At 62.9% G+C, this 16050-nt stretch carries 18 protein-coding genes; 12 read left to right on the top strand and 6 right to left on the bottom strand.

What is annotated here, in order from left to right; genetic code table 11:
* Positions 1–78 precede the first annotated feature (78 nt).
* The 7 genes from QZM67_RS16465 to QZM67_RS16435 all read left to right on the top strand — a co-directional run bounded on the left by QZM67_RS16465 (position 79) and on the right by QZM67_RS16435 (position 6499).
* Positions 79–543: a two pore domain potassium channel family protein gene (locus QZM67_RS16465; RefSeq protein WP_175022612.1), complete on the top strand. Its 465-nt coding sequence runs from the start codon at positions 79–81 to the stop codon at positions 541–543.
* 341 nt (positions 544–884) lie between these two features.
* Entirely contained in the window at positions 885–1241 is a 357-nt protein-coding gene (locus QZM67_RS16460; protein ID WP_175022611.1) for a DUF3331 domain-containing protein, read from the top strand.
* A 113-nt stretch (positions 1242–1354) separates the two neighbouring features.
* On the top strand, positions 1355–2158 hold the full coding sequence (locus QZM67_RS16455; RefSeq protein ID WP_301804880.1) for an enoyl-CoA hydratase/isomerase family protein: 804 nt from the start codon (positions 1355–1357) through the stop codon (positions 2156–2158).
* A gap of 78 nt (positions 2159–2236) precedes the next feature.
* A complete protein-coding gene (locus QZM67_RS16450) occupies positions 2237–3469 on the top strand; it encodes a CaiB/BaiF CoA-transferase family protein (protein WP_175022609.1) in 1233 nt (410 codons plus the stop codon).
* Positions 3470–3549: 80 nt separating this feature from the next.
* Positions 3550–4305, top strand: a complete 756-nt coding sequence (locus tag QZM67_RS16445; protein WP_175022608.1) for an acetoacetate decarboxylase — start codon at positions 3550–3552, stop codon at positions 4303–4305.
* A 24-nt stretch (positions 4306–4329) separates the two neighbouring features.
* Positions 4330–5535 carry an acyl-CoA dehydrogenase family protein gene (locus QZM67_RS16440; RefSeq protein ID WP_301804879.1) on the top strand — a complete coding sequence of 402 codons (1206 nt, stop codon included), beginning with the start codon at positions 4330–4332 and terminating at the stop codon, positions 5533–5535.
* A 28-nt stretch (positions 5536–5563) separates the two neighbouring features.
* Complete coding sequence (locus tag QZM67_RS16435) at positions 5564–6499, top strand: 3-hydroxyacyl-CoA dehydrogenase NAD-binding domain-containing protein (RefSeq protein WP_175022606.1); 936 nt, start codon at positions 5564–5566, stop codon at positions 6497–6499.
* A 48-nt stretch (positions 6500–6547) separates the two neighbouring features.
* On the opposite strand, the gene QZM67_RS16430 is transcribed toward QZM67_RS16435, so the two are convergent.
* The 6 genes from QZM67_RS16430 to QZM67_RS16405 form a co-directional block, all read right to left on the bottom strand.
* Positions 6548–7477 carry a transporter gene (locus QZM67_RS16430; protein WP_301804878.1) on the bottom strand — a complete coding sequence of 310 codons (930 nt, stop codon included), beginning with the start codon at positions 7475–7477 and terminating at the stop codon, positions 6548–6550.
* A 114-nt stretch (positions 7478–7591) separates the two neighbouring features.
* Positions 7592–8410 carry a polysaccharide deacetylase family protein gene (locus tag QZM67_RS16425; RefSeq protein ID WP_301804877.1) on the bottom strand — a complete coding sequence of 273 codons (819 nt, stop codon included), beginning with the start codon at positions 8408–8410 and terminating at the stop codon, positions 7592–7594.
* Positions 8411–8482: 72 nt separating this feature from the next.
* On the bottom strand, positions 8483–9361 hold the full coding sequence (locus tag QZM67_RS16420) for a fumarylacetoacetate hydrolase family protein (RefSeq protein ID WP_301804876.1): 879 nt from the start codon (positions 9359–9361) through the stop codon (positions 8483–8485).
* An 85-nt stretch (positions 9362–9446) separates the two neighbouring features.
* Positions 9447–10436, bottom strand: coding sequence for a PDR/VanB family oxidoreductase (locus tag QZM67_RS16415; RefSeq protein WP_301804875.1), 990 nt, complete (start codon positions 10434–10436; stop codon positions 9447–9449).
* The gene (locus QZM67_RS16410) at positions 10429–10662 is read right to left on the bottom strand and encodes a ferredoxin (protein WP_301804874.1); all 234 of its coding nucleotides are present in this window, start codon (positions 10660–10662) and stop codon (positions 10429–10431) included. The genes QZM67_RS16415 and QZM67_RS16410 overlap by 8 nt, the downstream gene beginning before the upstream one ends.
* Positions 10659–11888: a cytochrome P450 gene (locus QZM67_RS16405; protein WP_301804873.1), complete on the bottom strand. Its 1230-nt coding sequence runs from the start codon at positions 11886–11888 to the stop codon at positions 10659–10661. Before QZM67_RS16405 ends, QZM67_RS16410 begins: the two co-directional genes overlap by 4 nt.
* A 298-nt stretch (positions 11889–12186) precedes the next feature.
* Here QZM67_RS16405 and QZM67_RS16400 point away from each other — a divergent pair, with 298 nt between their 5' ends.
* The 5 genes from QZM67_RS16400 to QZM67_RS16380 all read left to right on the top strand — a co-directional run bounded on the left by QZM67_RS16400 (position 12187) and on the right by QZM67_RS16380 (position 15998).
* Positions 12187–13122 (top strand): AraC family transcriptional regulator, encoded by a 936-nt coding sequence (locus QZM67_RS16400; protein WP_301804871.1) that lies wholly within the window; start codon positions 12187–12189, stop codon positions 13120–13122.
* Positions 13123–13260: 138 nt separating this feature from the next.
* Complete coding sequence (locus QZM67_RS16395; RefSeq protein ID WP_301804870.1) at positions 13261–13776, top strand: isocitrate lyase/phosphoenolpyruvate mutase family protein; 516 nt, start codon at positions 13261–13263, stop codon at positions 13774–13776.
* 5 nt (positions 13777–13781) lie between these two features.
* Positions 13782–14180: a hypothetical protein gene (locus QZM67_RS16390; protein WP_301804868.1), complete on the top strand. Its 399-nt coding sequence runs from the start codon at positions 13782–13784 to the stop codon at positions 14178–14180.
* Between the two features lie 54 nt (positions 14181–14234).
* Positions 14235–14732 carry a hypothetical protein gene (locus QZM67_RS16385; RefSeq protein ID WP_301804866.1) on the top strand — a complete coding sequence of 166 codons (498 nt, stop codon included), beginning with the start codon at positions 14235–14237 and terminating at the stop codon, positions 14730–14732.
* 231 nt (positions 14733–14963) lie between these two features.
* On the top strand, positions 14964–15998 hold the full coding sequence (locus QZM67_RS16380) for a helix-turn-helix domain-containing protein (RefSeq protein WP_301804864.1): 1035 nt from the start codon (positions 14964–14966) through the stop codon (positions 15996–15998).
* The last annotated feature ends 52 nt before the right edge of the window (positions 15999–16050 follow it).

Genomic DNA, 16050 nt, shown 5'->3' with positions numbered 1-16050 from the left:
CCAGGCTGCCGTACACGCCTTGCCCGAGGCTTGAAGCGGTTCCGTGTTCCTTCCCATTCCTGACCAAACCCATTCATCATGGAAAGCTGGACGATCGGTGTGCTTCTCAGCATGATCAACATCCTGATTCACGCGGCGGCGATGGTCTTCCTGGCCGTCGGCGCCCGTCGAATACGCCGCGCACTCGACATGCAGCACAACACCATTCACGTGCAACTGCGCAAGCTGGTCGGCATCGTCACCTTCATCTGCATCACGCTCGGCACGCTGCATACGCTGGAAGCGGCTCTATGGGCCGTCGTGCTGGTTCAACTGAAGGCGCTCGGCTCGTTCAGCGACGCACTGTTCTTCTCGCTCGACACGATGGCCACACGCGGCGCGTCCGGCCTTTCGCTGACCCCGAACTGGCGAATGCTCGGCGCGATCGAGTCATCCGACGGCGTGCTGCTGTTCGGCATGTCCACCGCCTTCCTGTTCGCGGTCATTCAGGCCGACTTCGCGGCAATCGCCCACTCGCTGCATCGCTCCACGTCCTCCCGATAGCGGATCGACGTCCGATACCCCGCGGCATGCCGGTATCGGACGACTGACGCACACCGCGTGCCGCACGGATTGTGCGCGACGCAATGCAGCAGATGGCCTGCGCGTTCGCGCCCCCTTCCCATGCCTTACCCGCCTCCCGGGACCGCCCCCGCTCGTCGGGCGTATTCACGTTTTGGAAAAAAAGCTAATGCCTTTGTGGGATCCCACATATGCGCAGAATCGGCACCGCCTTAGGATTGTTTCAAGTCAGTACCACTTACTTGAATGAAGTGAAGGTAAGAGGAGTCACATGGATGGAGAGTGGCGTACCGGATTGCTCGATATGGTCGCACCTGGTCGACATGCTCGACGGCAGCCATCGGCGCGCGTCCCCCGTCGCTTCGCGCGGCCGCGATGATGGGCAAAGGACGCATGCAGGCGCAGGTTCGTCAGTCGCCAAGGTCAGGATCCTCGGGCGTCAAAGCGAATCGACCATCTGCGTGTCATGGCTCGACCCGACCGCATGCCACTACGGCGATCAGATCTGGAAGATCGGCATCGCCCGCAGCGCGGGCGTCTGCGCGCTGTCGCATAGCGCGATATACGCCGGCGACCTCGTCTATCGGCCGAGCCGGATCCGCTTGCAATCGAAGCCCGTCAACCTGAATTTCATGATCCTCGCCGCCGCCGTCGAGGACACCCGGATTCCCGACGCCTGACGCCTGACGCCTGCCTCTCGCGCTGCAAGACACCACCACGCCGCTGCGTTCCGGCCATCCGGACGCCCCTGGCTCCGGACCAGCAAGCGACCTTCTTCGGAGAAACCGCCCCCATGCCCAACAGCTTGTCCTCCCCCCGTTTCGACACCCTGCTGTATGAAAAGCGGGCCGCGACTGCCTACGTGACGCTGAACCGCCCCGACGTGATGAACGCGCTGAACCAGCAGGCGATCGAAGAACTGCGTGCGGCGTTCGAGGATGCGCGCGACGACCCGTCGATTCGCGGCGTCATTCTCACCGGTGCAGGCACGCGCGCGTTCATCGCCGGTGCGGATATCGGCGAACTGGCCACGGCGACGCCGATCGACGCGGAGCGGCGCACGCGCGCCGGCCAGGCGCTGCTCGACTTCATCGAGCATCTCGGCAAACCCGTGATCGCCGCGGTCAACGGCCTCGCTCTCGGCGGCGGATGCGAGACCGCACTCGCGTGCACGATCCGGCTCGCGAGCCCCACCGCGAAGTTCGGCCAGCCTGAAGTCAGGCTCGGGCTCATCCCCGGTTTCGGTGGCACGCAACGACTGCCTCGTCTCGTCGGCAAGGGTGTCGCGCTGCAACTCATCCTGACCGGCGAGATGGTGTCGGCGGAAGAAGCGCACCGGATCGGGCTGGTCAATGAAATCGTCGAAGCCGACCGGCTGATCGCCCGCGCGGAAGCGATTCTGGCGCAGATCGCCGCCAATGGGCCACTGGCCGTCGCCTATGCGCTGGACGCCGTCCATCTCGGCCTGAACGCGGCCCTGCCGGAAGGACTGGCACTGGAAGGAAAGCTGTTCGCGCTGTGCGCCGCGACCGACGACAAGCAGGAAGGCACCGCGGCCTTTCTCGAGAAGCGCACGCCGGTATTTCACGGGCGCTGACGCACGACGCCATCGCGCGTTCGGGAGCCCTCCCCTCGACGCCACGCCCTCTCTCAACCTCGAATGCTGAACACTTCCATGACTCACGGACAACACGTTTTCTCGGACCTCAAGGTGCTCGACCTCGCGAGCTACATTGCCGGCCCTGCCGCGACGACGATCCTCGCCGACTTCGGCGCGGACGTCATCAAGATCGAACCGCCGGGCACCGGCGACGTCTATCGCTTCTTTTCGAGCATTCCGCCGAACCCGGTTGCCGCGACGAACTATGCGTGGCAACTGACGAACCGCAACAAGCGCAGCATCGCGCTCGACCTCAAATCGGGCGACGCGCGGCCCGTGCTGGCACGCCTCGTTCAATGGGCCGATGTCGTGGTCGTCAATTTCCCGCCGCGCGTGCGGGCCAGCCTGGGCGTGACCTATGACGATCTCGCGCCGCTGAATCCGCGGCTGATCTACGCCGACATTACCGGTTACGGATCCGACGGCCCCGATGCCGACACACCGGGATTCGATGTCACCGCCTATTGGGCGCGCTCCGGCCTCATGGAAGTCACGCACGATGCGGGCAGCCCGCCGACCCTGCCCATTCCGGGAATCGGCGACCACGCCACCGCAACGACGCTGTACGCCGCGATCGTCACCGCGCTCTACGAGCGCACCCGGACCGGCAAGGGCAGCCACGTGACGACGTCGCTGATCGCCAATGGCATCTGGGCGGCGGCGGCCTGGGTCGAAGGCGGCCTCAACGGCGGCCGGTTCTTTCCGCAGCACGACCGCAAGAATCCGCCGAATGCGCTGCTCAACCCGTATCGGACGAGCGACGGCCGCTGGATCCTGCTGGTCGCCGCACAACGCAAGGAGTGGGCGGGTTTCGTCCGCGCGACCGGCTTGCCTGCCCTGCTGGACGATCCGCGCTTTGCCGACGAGCGACTGCGCGTCGAGCACGCTGCCGCGCTGGTCGAGATACTCGATCCGCTGTTCGCGAGTCAGCCCCTGTCTTTCTGGAAACAGACGCTCGCGGCTGAGCGCGTGATCTTCGGTGTCGTGCAGATCGCCGAGGAAATCATTCACGATCCCCAGCTCGAGATCAACGAAATCGTCGTACCGCTCGACCTCCCCGGCAAACCCGCCACGCGAACGGTCAGCAATCCGATTCAAATCAAGGGGCGCAAGAAGGTGGCGCCCGGCGCGGCACCGCAACTCGGCGAGCACGGCGCCGAAATCCTGGCGGAGATCGGCTTTGACGACGCCGATATCGCTCGCCTTCTCGATTCGGGCACGGTTGCCCGCTTCGACGACGCGAGCTGACCCGCGCCCGCCCCGTCGCCCGCCCCTCTTCCGACCCACACACCGGCTGGCGCACGCCAGCCGCCCATTCGGAGCATTTCATGACTGAAGCTGAAATCCGTGCCAGCGCGTACGCGATGCCGTTCGGCAGCCCGGCCTATCCCAAGCCACCGTTCCGGTTCGTGGATCGCGAATTCATCATCGTGACCTATCGCACCGATCCGGAGGCGCTTGCGCGCATCGTTCCCGAGCCGCTGCGGCCGACCGAGCCGCTCGTCAAATACGAGTTCATCAAGATGCCCGACTCGAGCGGGCTGGGTTCCTATACCGAATCGGGCCAGGTCGTCCCCGTCTCGTTCAACGGCACGCCCGGCGGCTTCACGCATGCCATGTACCTCGACAGCGAAGCGGGCATCGCGTCCGGCCGGGAACTGCTCGGCTTTCCCAAGGTGCTCGCACAACCGAAGCTCGAAGTGCGAAACGACGCGCTGGTCGGCACCCTCGACTACAACGGCGTGCGCGTGGCAACCGCCACCATGGCCTACAAGTACGAGCCGCTGGATCTCGCCGCCGTCCGGAAGACGCTCGAAGCGCCCGGCTTCCTGCTGAAGATCCTGCCGCACGTCGACGGAACGGCCCGCGTCTGCGAACTGGTCCGGTACTACGTGACCGACATCACGGTGAAAGGCGCGTGGACCGGCCCGGCCTCGCTGGAACTGCATCCGCACTGCTTCGCCCCGGTCGCCAGACTACCGGTGCTGGAAGTCGTGTCCGCCGTCCATCTCCTGACCGATCTGACGATCGCCGGCGCGGAAGTCGTTCACGACTATCTGCAAGCGCCGTCGGACGCCTCCTGAACTCCGCCTCACAAGGACATCATCATGACAGCCAGCGCGAAGCCGAATCACCCGCTTCCGGCCCCCGACAGCGACTTTTACCTGATCCGTGAATTCCTGAGCGAGTCCGATCTCGCCCTGATGAAACGGGTACGTGCGTTCATGGAGAGCCGCGTCGCACCGATCATCAACACATACTGGGCCGACGACGCGTTCCCGTTCGAGCTGATCCCCGAGATCCGGGAGCTGAACATCGCCGGCATCGGATTCGAGGGCTACGGTTGTCCCGGCGGCAGCACGCTGCTCGACGGCTTCATCGCGATGGAGCTGGCGCGCGTCGACTCGTCCATTTCGACCTTCTACGGCGTCCATAGCGGGCTGGCGATGGGATCGATCTATCTCGGCGGATCGGAGGAGCAGAAGCAGAAATGGCTGCCGCCGATGGCGCGCCTGGAGAAGATCGGCTGCTTCGGCCTGACGGAACCACTGGTCGGATCGGGTTCCGGCGGTGGCCTGCTGACCACCGCCAAGCGGGAAGGCGATACGTGGGTGCTCAACGGCCAGAAGCGCTGGATCGGCAATTCGCCCTGGTGCGACCTGTCGATCATCTGGGCGCGCGACGTCGACGACAACCAGGTCAAGGGCTTCATCGTCGAGAACAAGACCACGCCGGGCTTTTCGGTCGAAAAGATCGAGAACAAGATCGCGCTGCGGGTCGTGCAGAACGGCGTGATCACCCTCGACAACTGCCGGGTGCCCGAAGAAAACCGGCTTCAGGGCGACATGTCGTTCCGCGACACGGCGCGCGTGCTGCGCCTGACCCGCCAATACGTCGCATGGGAGGCCGTCGGCTGCAGCATGGGCGCCTACGAGCATGCACTGCGCTACGCGCAGACCCGAGAGCAGTTCGGCAAGCCGATCGCATCGTTTCAGATGATTCAGGACCACCTCGCGAAGATGCTCGGCAACATCACCGCGTCGCAATGCATGGTGGTACGGCTCGCCGAGCTGCAGGACCAGGGCAAGCTGCTGGATCAGCAATCGTCGCTGGCCAAGGCGTTCTGCACGAGCCGCATGCGCGAGACCGTCGCCTGGGCACGCGAAATCTTCGGCGGCAACGGCATCGTGCTCGACTACAACGTCGCACGCTTCTTTGCCGATGCGGAAGCCCTCTATTCGTACGAAGGCACGCGCGAAATGAACCATCTGATCGTCGGCAAGGCGATCACCGGTTTCAGCGCGTTCGTCTGACCTCACTCCATTCGAAGGATCGCAAGCCATGAGCAAGGAAATCAACCGCGTCGCCATCATCGGCACCGGTGTCATCGGCGCAAGCTGGGCGGCGCTGTTTCTCGCCAGAGGGTTGGACGTCGTCGCGACCGACATCGCGCCGGACGCCGGCGCAAAGCTCGACGCATTCATCGACGCGGCATGGCCCGCACTCGAAGCAATGGGCCTCGCACCGGGCGCGTCGCGCGCGAGGCTGCAGTTCACGACCGACCTCGACGCAGCGGTGACCCGCGCCGACTTCGTCCAGGAGAACGGCCCCGAGCGGATCGACTTCAAGCAGGATCTCTACAAACATCTCGACGCCATTCTCGCCCCGGACACGATCATCGCGTCGAGCTCGTCCGGCCTGACCATCAGCGAAATCCAGTCAGCCTGCGAGCGCCACCCCGAACGGTGCGTGATCGGCCACCCGTTCAATCCGCCCCATCTCATTCCGCTCGTCGAGATCGTCGGCGGCAACAGGACATCGGAGGCAACGATCGAACGCGCGACGGCGTTCTATACGCGCCTCGGGAAAAAGACCATCCGGCTCAACAAGGAAGTGCCCGGCCATGTCGCCAACCGCCTGCAGGCGGCCCTCTGGCGCGAGATCGTCCATCTGGTCGCGGAAGACGTCGTGAGCGTCAAGGATGCCGATACGGCCGTGTGCTGGGGGCCGGGCCTGCGCTGGGGCGTGATGGGGCCGAACCTGCTGTTTCATCTCGGTGGCGGACAAGGCGGCATCGAGCATTTCTTCGATCAGTTCACCGGCCCGATGACCGCCTGGTGGAACGTGCTGGGGTCGCCCCAAATCACGCCGGAGGTCCGGCGGAAAATGATCGACGGCATTCAGGACGAGGTGGACGGTCGGTCGATCGACCAGTTGGCCGCTCGCCGTGACGAGGTGCTGCTCGGCCTGCTGTCCCTTCGGGCGGAAGACCGGTAACGCCTGCGTCGGCCGCCGCGTGCCTCGCGGCGGCCGACGCCTCGCCGATCAGTTGAATGCCTTGTTGAAAAACAGATAGACGGCGTTGGGAGCGAGCGAATTTCGCGTGAACACGGAGAACTGTGCCTTGAACTTGACGCTGCACTCGCACTCGGGAATGTTATACGCAACGACGGGCCCGACAGCCGCACTTGCAAACCGGTTTCCGCCCGGGACAGGCTGCCCGTTCACCCTGTCGTCGGTCACCTGCCGTGCGTAATAACCCGCCACGCCCGCCTGCCATCTGCCGATGACTTCACTGATCGCAACATCCACATCCGCCACCACGCCATTCCTGGAATGGGTCGCGGCGTTCTTTCCCGCGACATTCAGGAAAAAATGCACGCTGACCTCGGTGCCGTCACCCAGGATGTTGGGCCCGGTCAGATAGGTGAGCGCCGCGTTCGGAATGTAGTAGTACGTATTCTGTCCGGTCGTATACAGATCGGTGGTGTTGTATTTCCCGATCGGGATCACCATCGAGTAGCCCAGCTTCACGGTCAACCCTCGCGGCATGCCTCCGTCAAACGATCCGAGGTGCTTGCTCCACGTCAGGACGTCGGTATAGATGTCGTTGATGCCCTTGAAATTCTGACGCCTGCCATTGACGGTAATGTTGCCCCACCCGTATCCGGTGGCGACGGAACTGCCCAACGTTCCGCCGAACAGCTTGAACGGATAGACGTAAAGCAAGCCGAACTCGGCAATCCCCCCCGGCATCCTGACCGACATCTCGGCGCTCTTCCCCGCGTTGTCGTAAAACTGATCCCCATACGCCCCGACGCCAATGAGCGATCCATAAAGCCCTGGCGCCGGCGGGAGGTAAGCGTTCTGGATGTCGGTACCGCCGACCGGACCGCCATAGGTCACACCTTGCGCGCCCATCGCACCACGCGAGAGTGCCCAGAGAAAGAGTCCGAGAAAGATGAATTGCCTCATGGTTTGTCTCCTTTTTTCGTGTTTTCTATTTTTTGAACTGCGTCCTTCATGGCCGTGCCCGATGCGCACCGTGCGACGGGACGAGCCGATCGGCGTGTGACGTCGCATCCGACCTCAGCGGATGCCCGTGCTGGCGCGCGGCGTCATCGACGCCGCGTCTTTCGCCAGACAGAAGCGGGATGCGCCGAACTCGCCGACAAGACGCCGCATGAAATCCTCAAACCCGAACCACGCCCGGTTGCCCGATGTGAACGGATGAACGACCAGCACCCAAGGTTCGTCCGGGCGCATGCGCTCATGTGCGACGGCCAGCCGGTAGAGCTCGTCGTAGGCAGCGACCGCATCGAGTGCACCGAAGATCCCGCCGAACCGCGGGTGGATCACGGCGCCGTCGATCAGCGCCGGATCGGTGGGCAGCACATCGAGCCGGGGCGCGGCCGTCGGCTTCGCATCATCGCCATGCGCTCCCGCGCGGGAGACCGGCAGGAACCGGGAGACATAGCGGATGCCGTAAGCCGCCAGGACGTCATCCGTCCACGGATTGATGGCGAGCCCCGGGGGCCGAAAGCCTGTCGGCACCTCTCCGGTTACGGCGTGAATGCGCTTCACGGCGAGCCCGACGAGACGATCCTCTTCTTCGCGCGAGGCAATGCCTGACCAGATTTCGTGTTTCCAGCCATGCACGGCGAGCTCATGGCCCGCGGCATGCCAGACCCTCATCTCGTCCGGATGCAGGACCGCGGCGTATCCTTCCGCGAAGTACGTGCAGCGGATGTGCAAATCGTCCAAAAGCTTGAGGATGCGCGGATGGCCCAGCTCGAGGCCGATTCTGTTGTAGGCGGCCCATTCAACCGGCGGGACATCGGCCGGACAGTCCCACGGCAGCGAATCGCCAGCCGCATTACCGAAATTGTCGAATGTGATACACAACATGATCTGTAATCCTGATTTAAATGAATACTCCTGCCCGGTGCATGATCGCAATACGACACACGACGACGTCGATCAGGTGCGTGCTGGGCGTGCGGCGCTTACCCGGTTCTCGATTTCGCCGATACCTTCGATCTGCATGCGCACGACGTCGCCGGGCGAAAGAAACAACGGAGGCCGGCGTGCGGCACCGATACCGGCCGGCGTGCCCGTGGCCAATACGTCGCCGGGTTCCAGGGTCATGGCGCTGCTGAGTTCTTCGATCTGCTCGAAAATGTTGAAGCGCATTTCCGATGTATTGCCGTCTTGCCGCAATTCACCGTTTACCCATGTGCGGACCTGAAGCGCGTGCGGGTCGGGGATCTCGTCGGCCGTCACCATCCAGGGGCCGAGCGGGCCGAGCGAGTCGAACGATTTCGCCAGCGTAATGGTCGGACTGCGGCTGTGCCGTTCCCGGATACTCGCGTCGTTGCAGACCGTATATCCGGCGATGCAATGCACGGCATCCCGTGCCGAAACGTTGCGGCAGCGCCGGCCGATGATCACCGCCAGTTCGACCTCGTAGTCGAGCGTCGACATGCCTGCCGGCACGACGAGCTCGTCAAACGGCCCGGTGATGCACGAGACCTGCTTGTTGAACCAGATCTGGTGCTCTCCCACACTCACGTTCAAATGGGCGATTTCCCGGAGGTGCGACGCATAGTTGCCTCCGATCGCCAGAAACGTCGACGGTCGCCGTATCGGCGGCAAAAGGCGGACGGCCGACAACGGCAAGCGCACGGTCGATTCGCGTGCCAGCAGCGCGAGCATGCGCCAGGAGGTCGCAAGTCCGGGCAACCAGTCGGCGAGTTCCGCCGACAGCGCCGGCAGTCCGGCGGTCACGTCGATGACGGTGTCCGCCTCGACCACGCCAATGCGGTCGGTTCCGCCTTCGCGAAACATGGCAAGTCTCATCCTGTCTCCTGAGTGTTTTGTGGGGTGTCCCCAGCGGGGACCAGAGCAATCGGCGTATTCGGCATTCGAAGCAGTGAAGGCCACCTCACAGATCCAGTGTGAGCGAGGCCGACTTCGCGCGTGAGACACAGGGCAGGATGACGTCGTTCGCCGCGCGCTCCGCGTCCGAAAGCACGGCGTCGCGGTGGTCCGGGATGCCGTCCAGTACCCGCGTCACGCACATGCCGCAGACGCCCTGCTCACAGGAAAGTGGCACGTCGACGCCAGCCCGGTTCAAGGCGACGGCAATCGAGCAATCCGCCGGCACTTCGACACGCCGGCCACTTCGGGCCACCCATACGTCGAAGCCGCCGGTCGGCGCAGGCGGATCCGACGCGGGGCGACTCGCCCCGAAACGTTCGTAATGCAGACGGTCTGAAAGGGAATACCGTTCGCTCAATGCCCTGGCCTCGGCCAGCATCGCGTTCGGCCCGCACAGGTAGACGTTCCGGGTGACATCGAGGCTTTTGAAGAGCGCGTCGAGATCCAGCCGTTCACATCGTGGATCGTCCCGAAAGTGATAGCGAACCCGATCCCGGTACGCACTGCCGTCGAGCCGGTCCACGAACGCCGCCGCCGCACGGCTACGCGCGCAGTAATGCATGTCGAAATCCACGCCCCGCAGGGCCAGATGCTCCGCCATCGAGATGATCGGCGTGATGCCGATACCTCCCGCGATCAACACGACGCGTCGATGCGTCGGCAACAATGCAAAGCGATTGCCGGGGCCACGCACCTGTACGGTGTCGCCGATCCTGCACGTGTCGCACAGGTAATGTGCGACACCCCGCGAGGTCGAATGGTGGATGCCCAGCAGATAGTGGTCTCGTGCACCGGGCGGGTTGCACAGTGAATAGGCGCGCGTGCCTCCGGGCACTTGAACCTCTATGTGGTCGCCCGGTGCGCTCTCCGGAAGCGGCATCCCGCACTCGTTCGCGAGCGTCACGGCAAAGACATGCTCGGCGAGCCGGTAGCGATCCACGAGGCGTATGGGCCGCCACTCGGCTATCGCGCGCGGTATGGCTGGATCACGCATGCGATTTCCACGCTTCGTCGTCGGATTCACTAAAAAAAATCGCCTGCGTCGGGCATTCACGAGCGGCCTGCGCGATTCGGGCAGCATAGGCGGCCACCGGTGCATCGGGCACCAGCTGCACGCGGTTCGTGTCGTAGTCGAGCACAAACACTTGAGGACACCGGCTCGCGCAGTTACCGAAGCCGCAGCACATATCGCCCTGTATCTGGACGGTGACCTGACTCATGTTCGATCACCCGCGTTGGCACGAAGCGAAACCGCCATGCGAAGCAGCATCGGGAACGTCAGGTCCGGCACGCGTTCGAAGCGCGTTTCCATCAGACGCATCCCGGGGAAACGCTGGAAGATCGTGCGCAGCAGAACATCGCCCTCCAGGCGGGAGAGCTGGGATCCCAGACAGAAGTGGCCACCGCCTGCGAACGCCAGATGACGATTGTCGGGGCGGTCGATCACGAAGCGGCCGGCATCCGGGAAGCGGGTTTCGTCACGATTTGCCGCGTGAAGCCCGAGCAGCAGGCGCGTGCCTTTCTCGACGGTCGTGCCGCCGACCACGATCGCCTCCGACGCGTAGCGGTGCACGAAATGCACGGGGGCGTCATAGCGCAACGACTCTTCCCAGGCCGTGCGGGCGAGGTCGGGCTGAGCCATCAGGCGAGCCTTCTCGCTTTCATGATTCAGGAGCGCCAGCACCGTGTTGGTCATCGCCACTTTGGTCGTGTGATAGCTGGCGACCAGGAAGCCGATCAGGGTCGTGACCAGTTCGGAACGCGTCAGGCCGTTGTCCGCGCCTTCTGCCGCGATCAACGCGCCGACGAAGTCGTCCTCGGGAAGCTTGCCCTTGAGGGCATCGAGTACGTCGTCCATGTACTCGTAATAGAAGGTTGCGGACGCATCTGCTTCGGCCAGACGCTCCGGCGTGATGTCCGACACGCTCAGTACCGCGTTCAGGCCGTGCTGCCGCGCGAAGAGTTCGCCGGCATCGGAAACCGGCACGTGCAGCAGCCGGCAAGCGATTTCAGCCGGAACCGGATCCGCGAAGTCGGACACAAAATCGATCTCGGTTTCGCCTTCGAGCTTGTCCAGATGGTCGAGGATGACCTTTTCGACCCAGCCCCGCATGTTCGCAACGGTCTTAGGATTGAACGCCGGGGTAACGATACGCCGGATGCGCGTGTGATCGGGGGCGTCGATGTTCGGCAGCGATTCGCGATAGAAACGCGCCGCCGCGCCCGTGCCGATGCGCTCGGGAAACGTGCCGGGCGCCTGCTGGACGGTCGCCAGCGGGTTGCGCAGCACCTCGTCGACATCGCTGTATCGCGTCAGGACGATGCAGCGCTCGCCGTTGATCTCGATGTCGAAATGGGGAAAGTTGCTTTGCATCGTGCGGTAGGTCGGGTACCGGTCCGCGAGAAAAGTGGCCGACTTCAGATCGGGGGTATCGAAAGGGCGCATCTGATTATCCGGAAAGGGTAGGCAATCCGTCGTGCGTTGCCGGCTTCGGCCTGGCGTCTCCAGCGTTCGAAGCGTCTGCACATCGGTCTGGTGGGAGTATGGTTCGCCGCGCCCATCCGAAGGACCCGTTTCCTTTTGCGAGAGCACCATCACGGCAGCCCGCTGCCATCGCGGCAGATTCAGCGAATCGAGGCATCTACGGATTGCGCGCGGCAGCCCGCGGTGTTTCCCTTGGGGCAGGACGCCCGGTACGGGAACCGGTGTCCGACGACACGCCGGGATGAATGGAGTACGGTAAATGGATCCGATAACTGCTGCGCTCGATACTTGCCGTTTCGCGGAAATCGAGGCGGGTCACGCACAATCGAGTAGCCCGTGGGCGGTACATATGCCCGGCGACGTATGGCCGGTCACGCTGTATGTTTTTACCGGTGCGGCGTGCAGCCTGTTCATGACGCAGTCGGGACAGAGGAATGCGCTGCACGACAAAAGCGTGTGCCTGATCCTTCGCGCACAGGAACACATCGTTCAGGACGCGCTATTCACCCGGCCTAACCAACCCGTCGATTTGCGCAATCCCGCCAATGTCGATCGCTTCCAGACGATCGCGTTCGGCGAGTCGCCGGACAAGGGCGTGACGTCGACATTTTTCCTCGGCATGGCGCCAGCAAAAGGCGTGAGCCCCTCGCTATTCGATGCGTTGCCCGACGTGTTGCTGTTGAACTTCGACGAGTTGCCGGTGTGGCTGTGTCGCGCGACCGACGCCATTCGAGACGAACTGACGTGGCAGCGCCCAGGATTCCGGTCTGTGGCAACGCGTCAGGCCGAACTGATCGTGATCGATGTCATTCGGCACTACATCGCGTCGCATACCCGTCAGTTGCCGACCTGGGTATCGCTGCCGGACCATTCCCGGGTAGCGACGGCCTTGCGCGAGTTTCATCGCGACATATCCCGCCCCTGGACACTGGAGATGCTGGCAGGCGCGGCCGGGACATCGCGTTCGCGGTTGATCGCTGCCGCGCAACACGAGTTGGGCGAAGGCATCTTCCGCTATGTCACGCGCTTTCGCATGCAGGAAGCCTCGCGGCTCCTGAAGGGTACCTCGCTTTCGGTCGGCAGGATCGCGTGGCAGGTGGGATACCAGTCCGAAGCGGCATTCTCGATCGCATTCAAGCGATACAGCGGAGTACAACCCCGTCAGTTTCGCGGTGGCGCGACTCCGCCGTTCTGATAAGGTTGCCGTTTCCGGGGCCGATGGACGCCACAAGAAGTCGCGTAGCCGCATTAGAACAATGCTTGTCCAGTTTTCGGTTGTGATGCGATCGACGGGAAACCCGTACTTTCCGCCCGCCCAACCGAGAAGCGCATCATGACTTTTTCCCAGCGCCATCAACAAGCCGAGCCGCTGTTGCTCGCCAACGTCCGGGATGCCGCCAGCGCCCGTGCCGCGGAAGCGGCCGGCTATACGGCAATCGGGACGTCCAGCGCCGCCATTGCCGACTCACTGGGCTACGCCGATGGCGAGGGCACCGGCACCTATCTGCCGGATGTCGACCGTGCGCGGGAGGAAACCATCGCACGCGGCCGTCGCAAACAGCATCCTCTCTCCAATTCCTCAGCCTCATTTCTGTTCCGAAGGACCCGATTCGGCAGGTTCGGTCATGTCCTGTCGCTGCACGTGCTGCCGCTCGATCCGGGCATTCGTCGAGCCCGAGAAAGCGGAAAACGGTTCCTGGAAGCGAATCATCTAGGCGTGGTATCCCAGACATCTCCATCCAGGCGCCATCGCAGACGTGTATGCTGGTCGCCAGCCAGACTCCGGGCCTCTGTCGTTTCAGCACGCCGGCACAGGTCGCCATTTAGCATTCAGGGAATGAGAGGCTGATACTCATGTTCACGGCGCAAAAAAACCGATACTTCGCGGACGCCACGGGTTTGATCGTTCTCGTGATCCTTGTGGCGATCCTGTCGGTTTTCGTCCCGTCTTCCGACATCCCTCGACCGCTATGGATTCCAATCTACGGCGCGTGGGCTGTGAGTGCGATCTATATCTGGCGCAAGGTTGAACCGGAAACAAAACCCTGGCTCTTGATCGGATTGTGTTCGGCAGGTGGCGCGGCTGTATGGTACGCCGTGATGCGGGCGACCAGTCGCTGGATTTTCGGGGCCGACGAGGCCGAGCTTTCCAAAGTCTTCGACCTGCTGGTCGCATTGATGTGTTCTCCCGGTCTGACGTTTGTTGCGATCGCCGGTTGGGCGCGTTCACTGGTACGACGCAAGCCGAGTTGAGTCCGTCGACGCAATCCTCGGCGTCGTGCTCCACCAGCAAGCAATGACAGGAACATGCAAACAGCTGACAACGGGCGTCTCGTCATGAAACAGGTGAGAACGGCCTTCTCCGAACGCATGAGGCCGACGTCGGTCGTTCCGGCCGTCTCACCCCACACGAACGACTACGACGACGCGTTGCACTTCTCAAACCTGCTCTGGGACGAGACAACTGCTCACGACTGGAGAAAATACTCCGACGCCATCTACAGATTGACTCCCGAAGCGTTCTGCTACTTTCTACCCGGGATCATCCGCGTTTCGGTCGAAGACAATCAGGTTACCCTGACGGTCATCGAGAGCTTGATGGGGTCGCTGGACAGATCGCCGGTTGCGGAATACTGGGATGCGTATTTTCTGCAGCGCTGGCCCAAGCTGACAGACATCGAGTGTGATGCCGTGATCGAGTGGATTTTATGGCTCGACGAACATCCCCTGTCGCCATTCTCGAAAGACACGATTCTTCGAACGTGCGAAACCCTGGAACAGGTGAAGAAGCACCGGACGGCGTAGCCGCTGCATGACGGCGATGGCTCGCAAGGGCGACCAGACGGATCACGGCGGCGACGAGGTTGAACCCCATTAAAAACAACAGAATCACCCTCAATCCAGATGCAATTACCCCCCAGAGAAATTATATAAATATAAGAAAATCTACATAGCGACCCGACCTTCTTCACCGCCTTCCTTTAAGAAACATTCCTATAATTCAGCAAACGAAAATACGACATCGAGGGCCGCGAGATGAGCGACACGGCAAATCCACCTTTCCGCTTCTCCTTACAGGATCATTCACCTGCCGACCGGCTCGACGCATGGCAGACACAGTATTCGATTGCAGAATTTTCTTTAACCACGCCGATTGACCCGATCATTGACTACCGATTTATCGGATACACGCTTGGCAACATCTCGGTCGGTAAATGGACCTACCGTCATCCGGGGCGCGCGGCCATTCCGCTCTCGTACGCGCTGAACCGTTCGACGGCGTTCATTCGGCGAGACGGGATGGACAACTATTCGTTCAACCTCCGGGACGCGGGAATCGTGCGCGGGGAAATCGATGGAAGGCCGGTGTTCGTACAGCCCGGGGATATCCTCGTCGTCGACCAGGCGCGTCCTTATCACCGCGAAATCCAGGCGGGCGACGCGATCACGCTGCTGGTCGCGCGCGACATGCTGCCGAACCTGCCGTCGAGCGTCCACGGCACCCTCTTCAGTGGCGGCATCAGCCAGCTCCTCGATAGCTATCTGAGGAGCCTGCTCGACCAGATCGGCATGCTGTCGCAATCGGAAACGCTGCATGCCGAGCAGGCGACGCTGAGCCTGGTGAAGGCGATGCTCAGCCCGACCGCTCAAGAGATGTCGAATGCGCACAACGCGTTGCTGTCGACCCTGTACGTGAAGATCAAGGAATACATCCGGCAGAACCTCGACTCACCGGACCTGTCGCCGGATCGAATCTGCAAGGCAATCGGCATCTCGCGCTCGGGTCTGTACCGGTTATTCGAGCAGGACGGCGGTGTCGCGAATTACATCCGCAAACGCCGCCTGCTTGCGATTCACCGCGTGCTGATGTCGCCCGAGAACCCACGGCACCGGATCGGCGATCTGGCATACCGGTACGGCTTCAACAGCAACACGCAGCTCAGCCGCGCGTTCAGGCTGGAGTTCGGTCACGCACCGAGCGACACCCGCATCGTCGCGGGAAACGCGCAGCATCGCTTGCAACGACACACGGATACCGACTACAACGGCTGGCTCGCGCAGATTCGCTGAACGACGTGGCGAAAGCCACGCGCGACGGCCCGGCGTGAGGCGCACCGGGCCG

The sequence above is a fragment of the Burkholderia sp. AU45251 genome, assembly GCF_030482905.1.
GTDB lineage: Bacteria > Pseudomonadota > Gammaproteobacteria > Burkholderiales > Burkholderiaceae > Burkholderia > Burkholderia aenigmatica.
This window is presented reverse-complemented; position numbering and strand designations above follow the sequence as displayed.

Bases quoted from the DNA above. Each gene is read 5' to 3' on its own strand.
- QZM67_RS16385 (WP_301804866.1), top strand. From the start codon at position 14,235: ATGCAAACAGCTGACAACGGGCGTCTCGTCATGAAACAGGTGAGAACG.
- QZM67_RS16405 (WP_301804873.1), bottom strand. From the start codon at position 11,888: ATGCGCCCTTTCGATACCCCCGATCTGAAGTCGGCCACTTTTCTCGCG.
- QZM67_RS16430 (WP_301804878.1), bottom strand. From the start codon at position 7,477: ATGAGGCAATTCATCTTTCTCGGACTCTTTCTCTGGGCACTCTCGCGT.
- QZM67_RS16465 (WP_175022612.1), top strand. From the start codon at position 79: ATGGAAAGCTGGACGATCGGTGTGCTTCTCAGCATGATCAACATCCTG.
- QZM67_RS16410 (WP_301804874.1), bottom strand. From the start codon at position 10,662: ATGAGTCAGGTCACCGTCCAGATACAGGGCGATATGTGCTGCGGCTTC.
- QZM67_RS16455 (WP_301804880.1), top strand. From the start codon at position 1,355: ATGCCCAACAGCTTGTCCTCCCCCCGTTTCGACACCCTGCTGTATGAA.
- QZM67_RS16395 (WP_301804870.1), top strand. From the start codon at position 13,261: ATGACTTTTTCCCAGCGCCATCAACAAGCCGAGCCGCTGTTGCTCGCC.
- QZM67_RS16445 (WP_175022608.1), top strand. From the start codon at position 3,550: ATGACTGAAGCTGAAATCCGTGCCAGCGCGTACGCGATGCCGTTCGGC.
- QZM67_RS16400 (WP_301804871.1), top strand. From the start codon at position 12,187: ATGGATCCGATAACTGCTGCGCTCGATACTTGCCGTTTCGCGGAAATC.
- QZM67_RS16420 (WP_301804876.1), bottom strand. From the start codon at position 9,361: ATGAGACTTGCCATGTTTCGCGAAGGCGGAACCGACCGCATTGGCGTG.
- QZM67_RS16450 (WP_175022609.1), top strand. From the start codon at position 2,237: ATGACTCACGGACAACACGTTTTCTCGGACCTCAAGGTGCTCGACCTC.
- QZM67_RS16440 (WP_301804879.1), top strand. From the start codon at position 4,330: ATGACAGCCAGCGCGAAGCCGAATCACCCGCTTCCGGCCCCCGACAGC.
- QZM67_RS16460 (WP_175022611.1), top strand. From the start codon at position 885: ATGCTCGACGGCAGCCATCGGCGCGCGTCCCCCGTCGCTTCGCGCGGC.
- QZM67_RS16435 (WP_175022606.1), top strand. From the start codon at position 5,564: ATGAGCAAGGAAATCAACCGCGTCGCCATCATCGGCACCGGTGTCATC.
- QZM67_RS16415 (WP_301804875.1), bottom strand. From the start codon at position 10,436: ATGCGTGATCCAGCCATACCGCGCGCGATAGCCGAGTGGCGGCCCATA.
- QZM67_RS16380 (WP_301804864.1), top strand. From the start codon at position 14,964: ATGAGCGACACGGCAAATCCACCTTTCCGCTTCTCCTTACAGGATCAT.
- QZM67_RS16390 (WP_301804868.1), top strand. From the start codon at position 13,782: ATGTTCACGGCGCAAAAAAACCGATACTTCGCGGACGCCACGGGTTTG.
- QZM67_RS16425 (WP_301804877.1), bottom strand. From the start codon at position 8,410: ATGTTGTGTATCACATTCGACAATTTCGGTAATGCGGCTGGCGATTCG.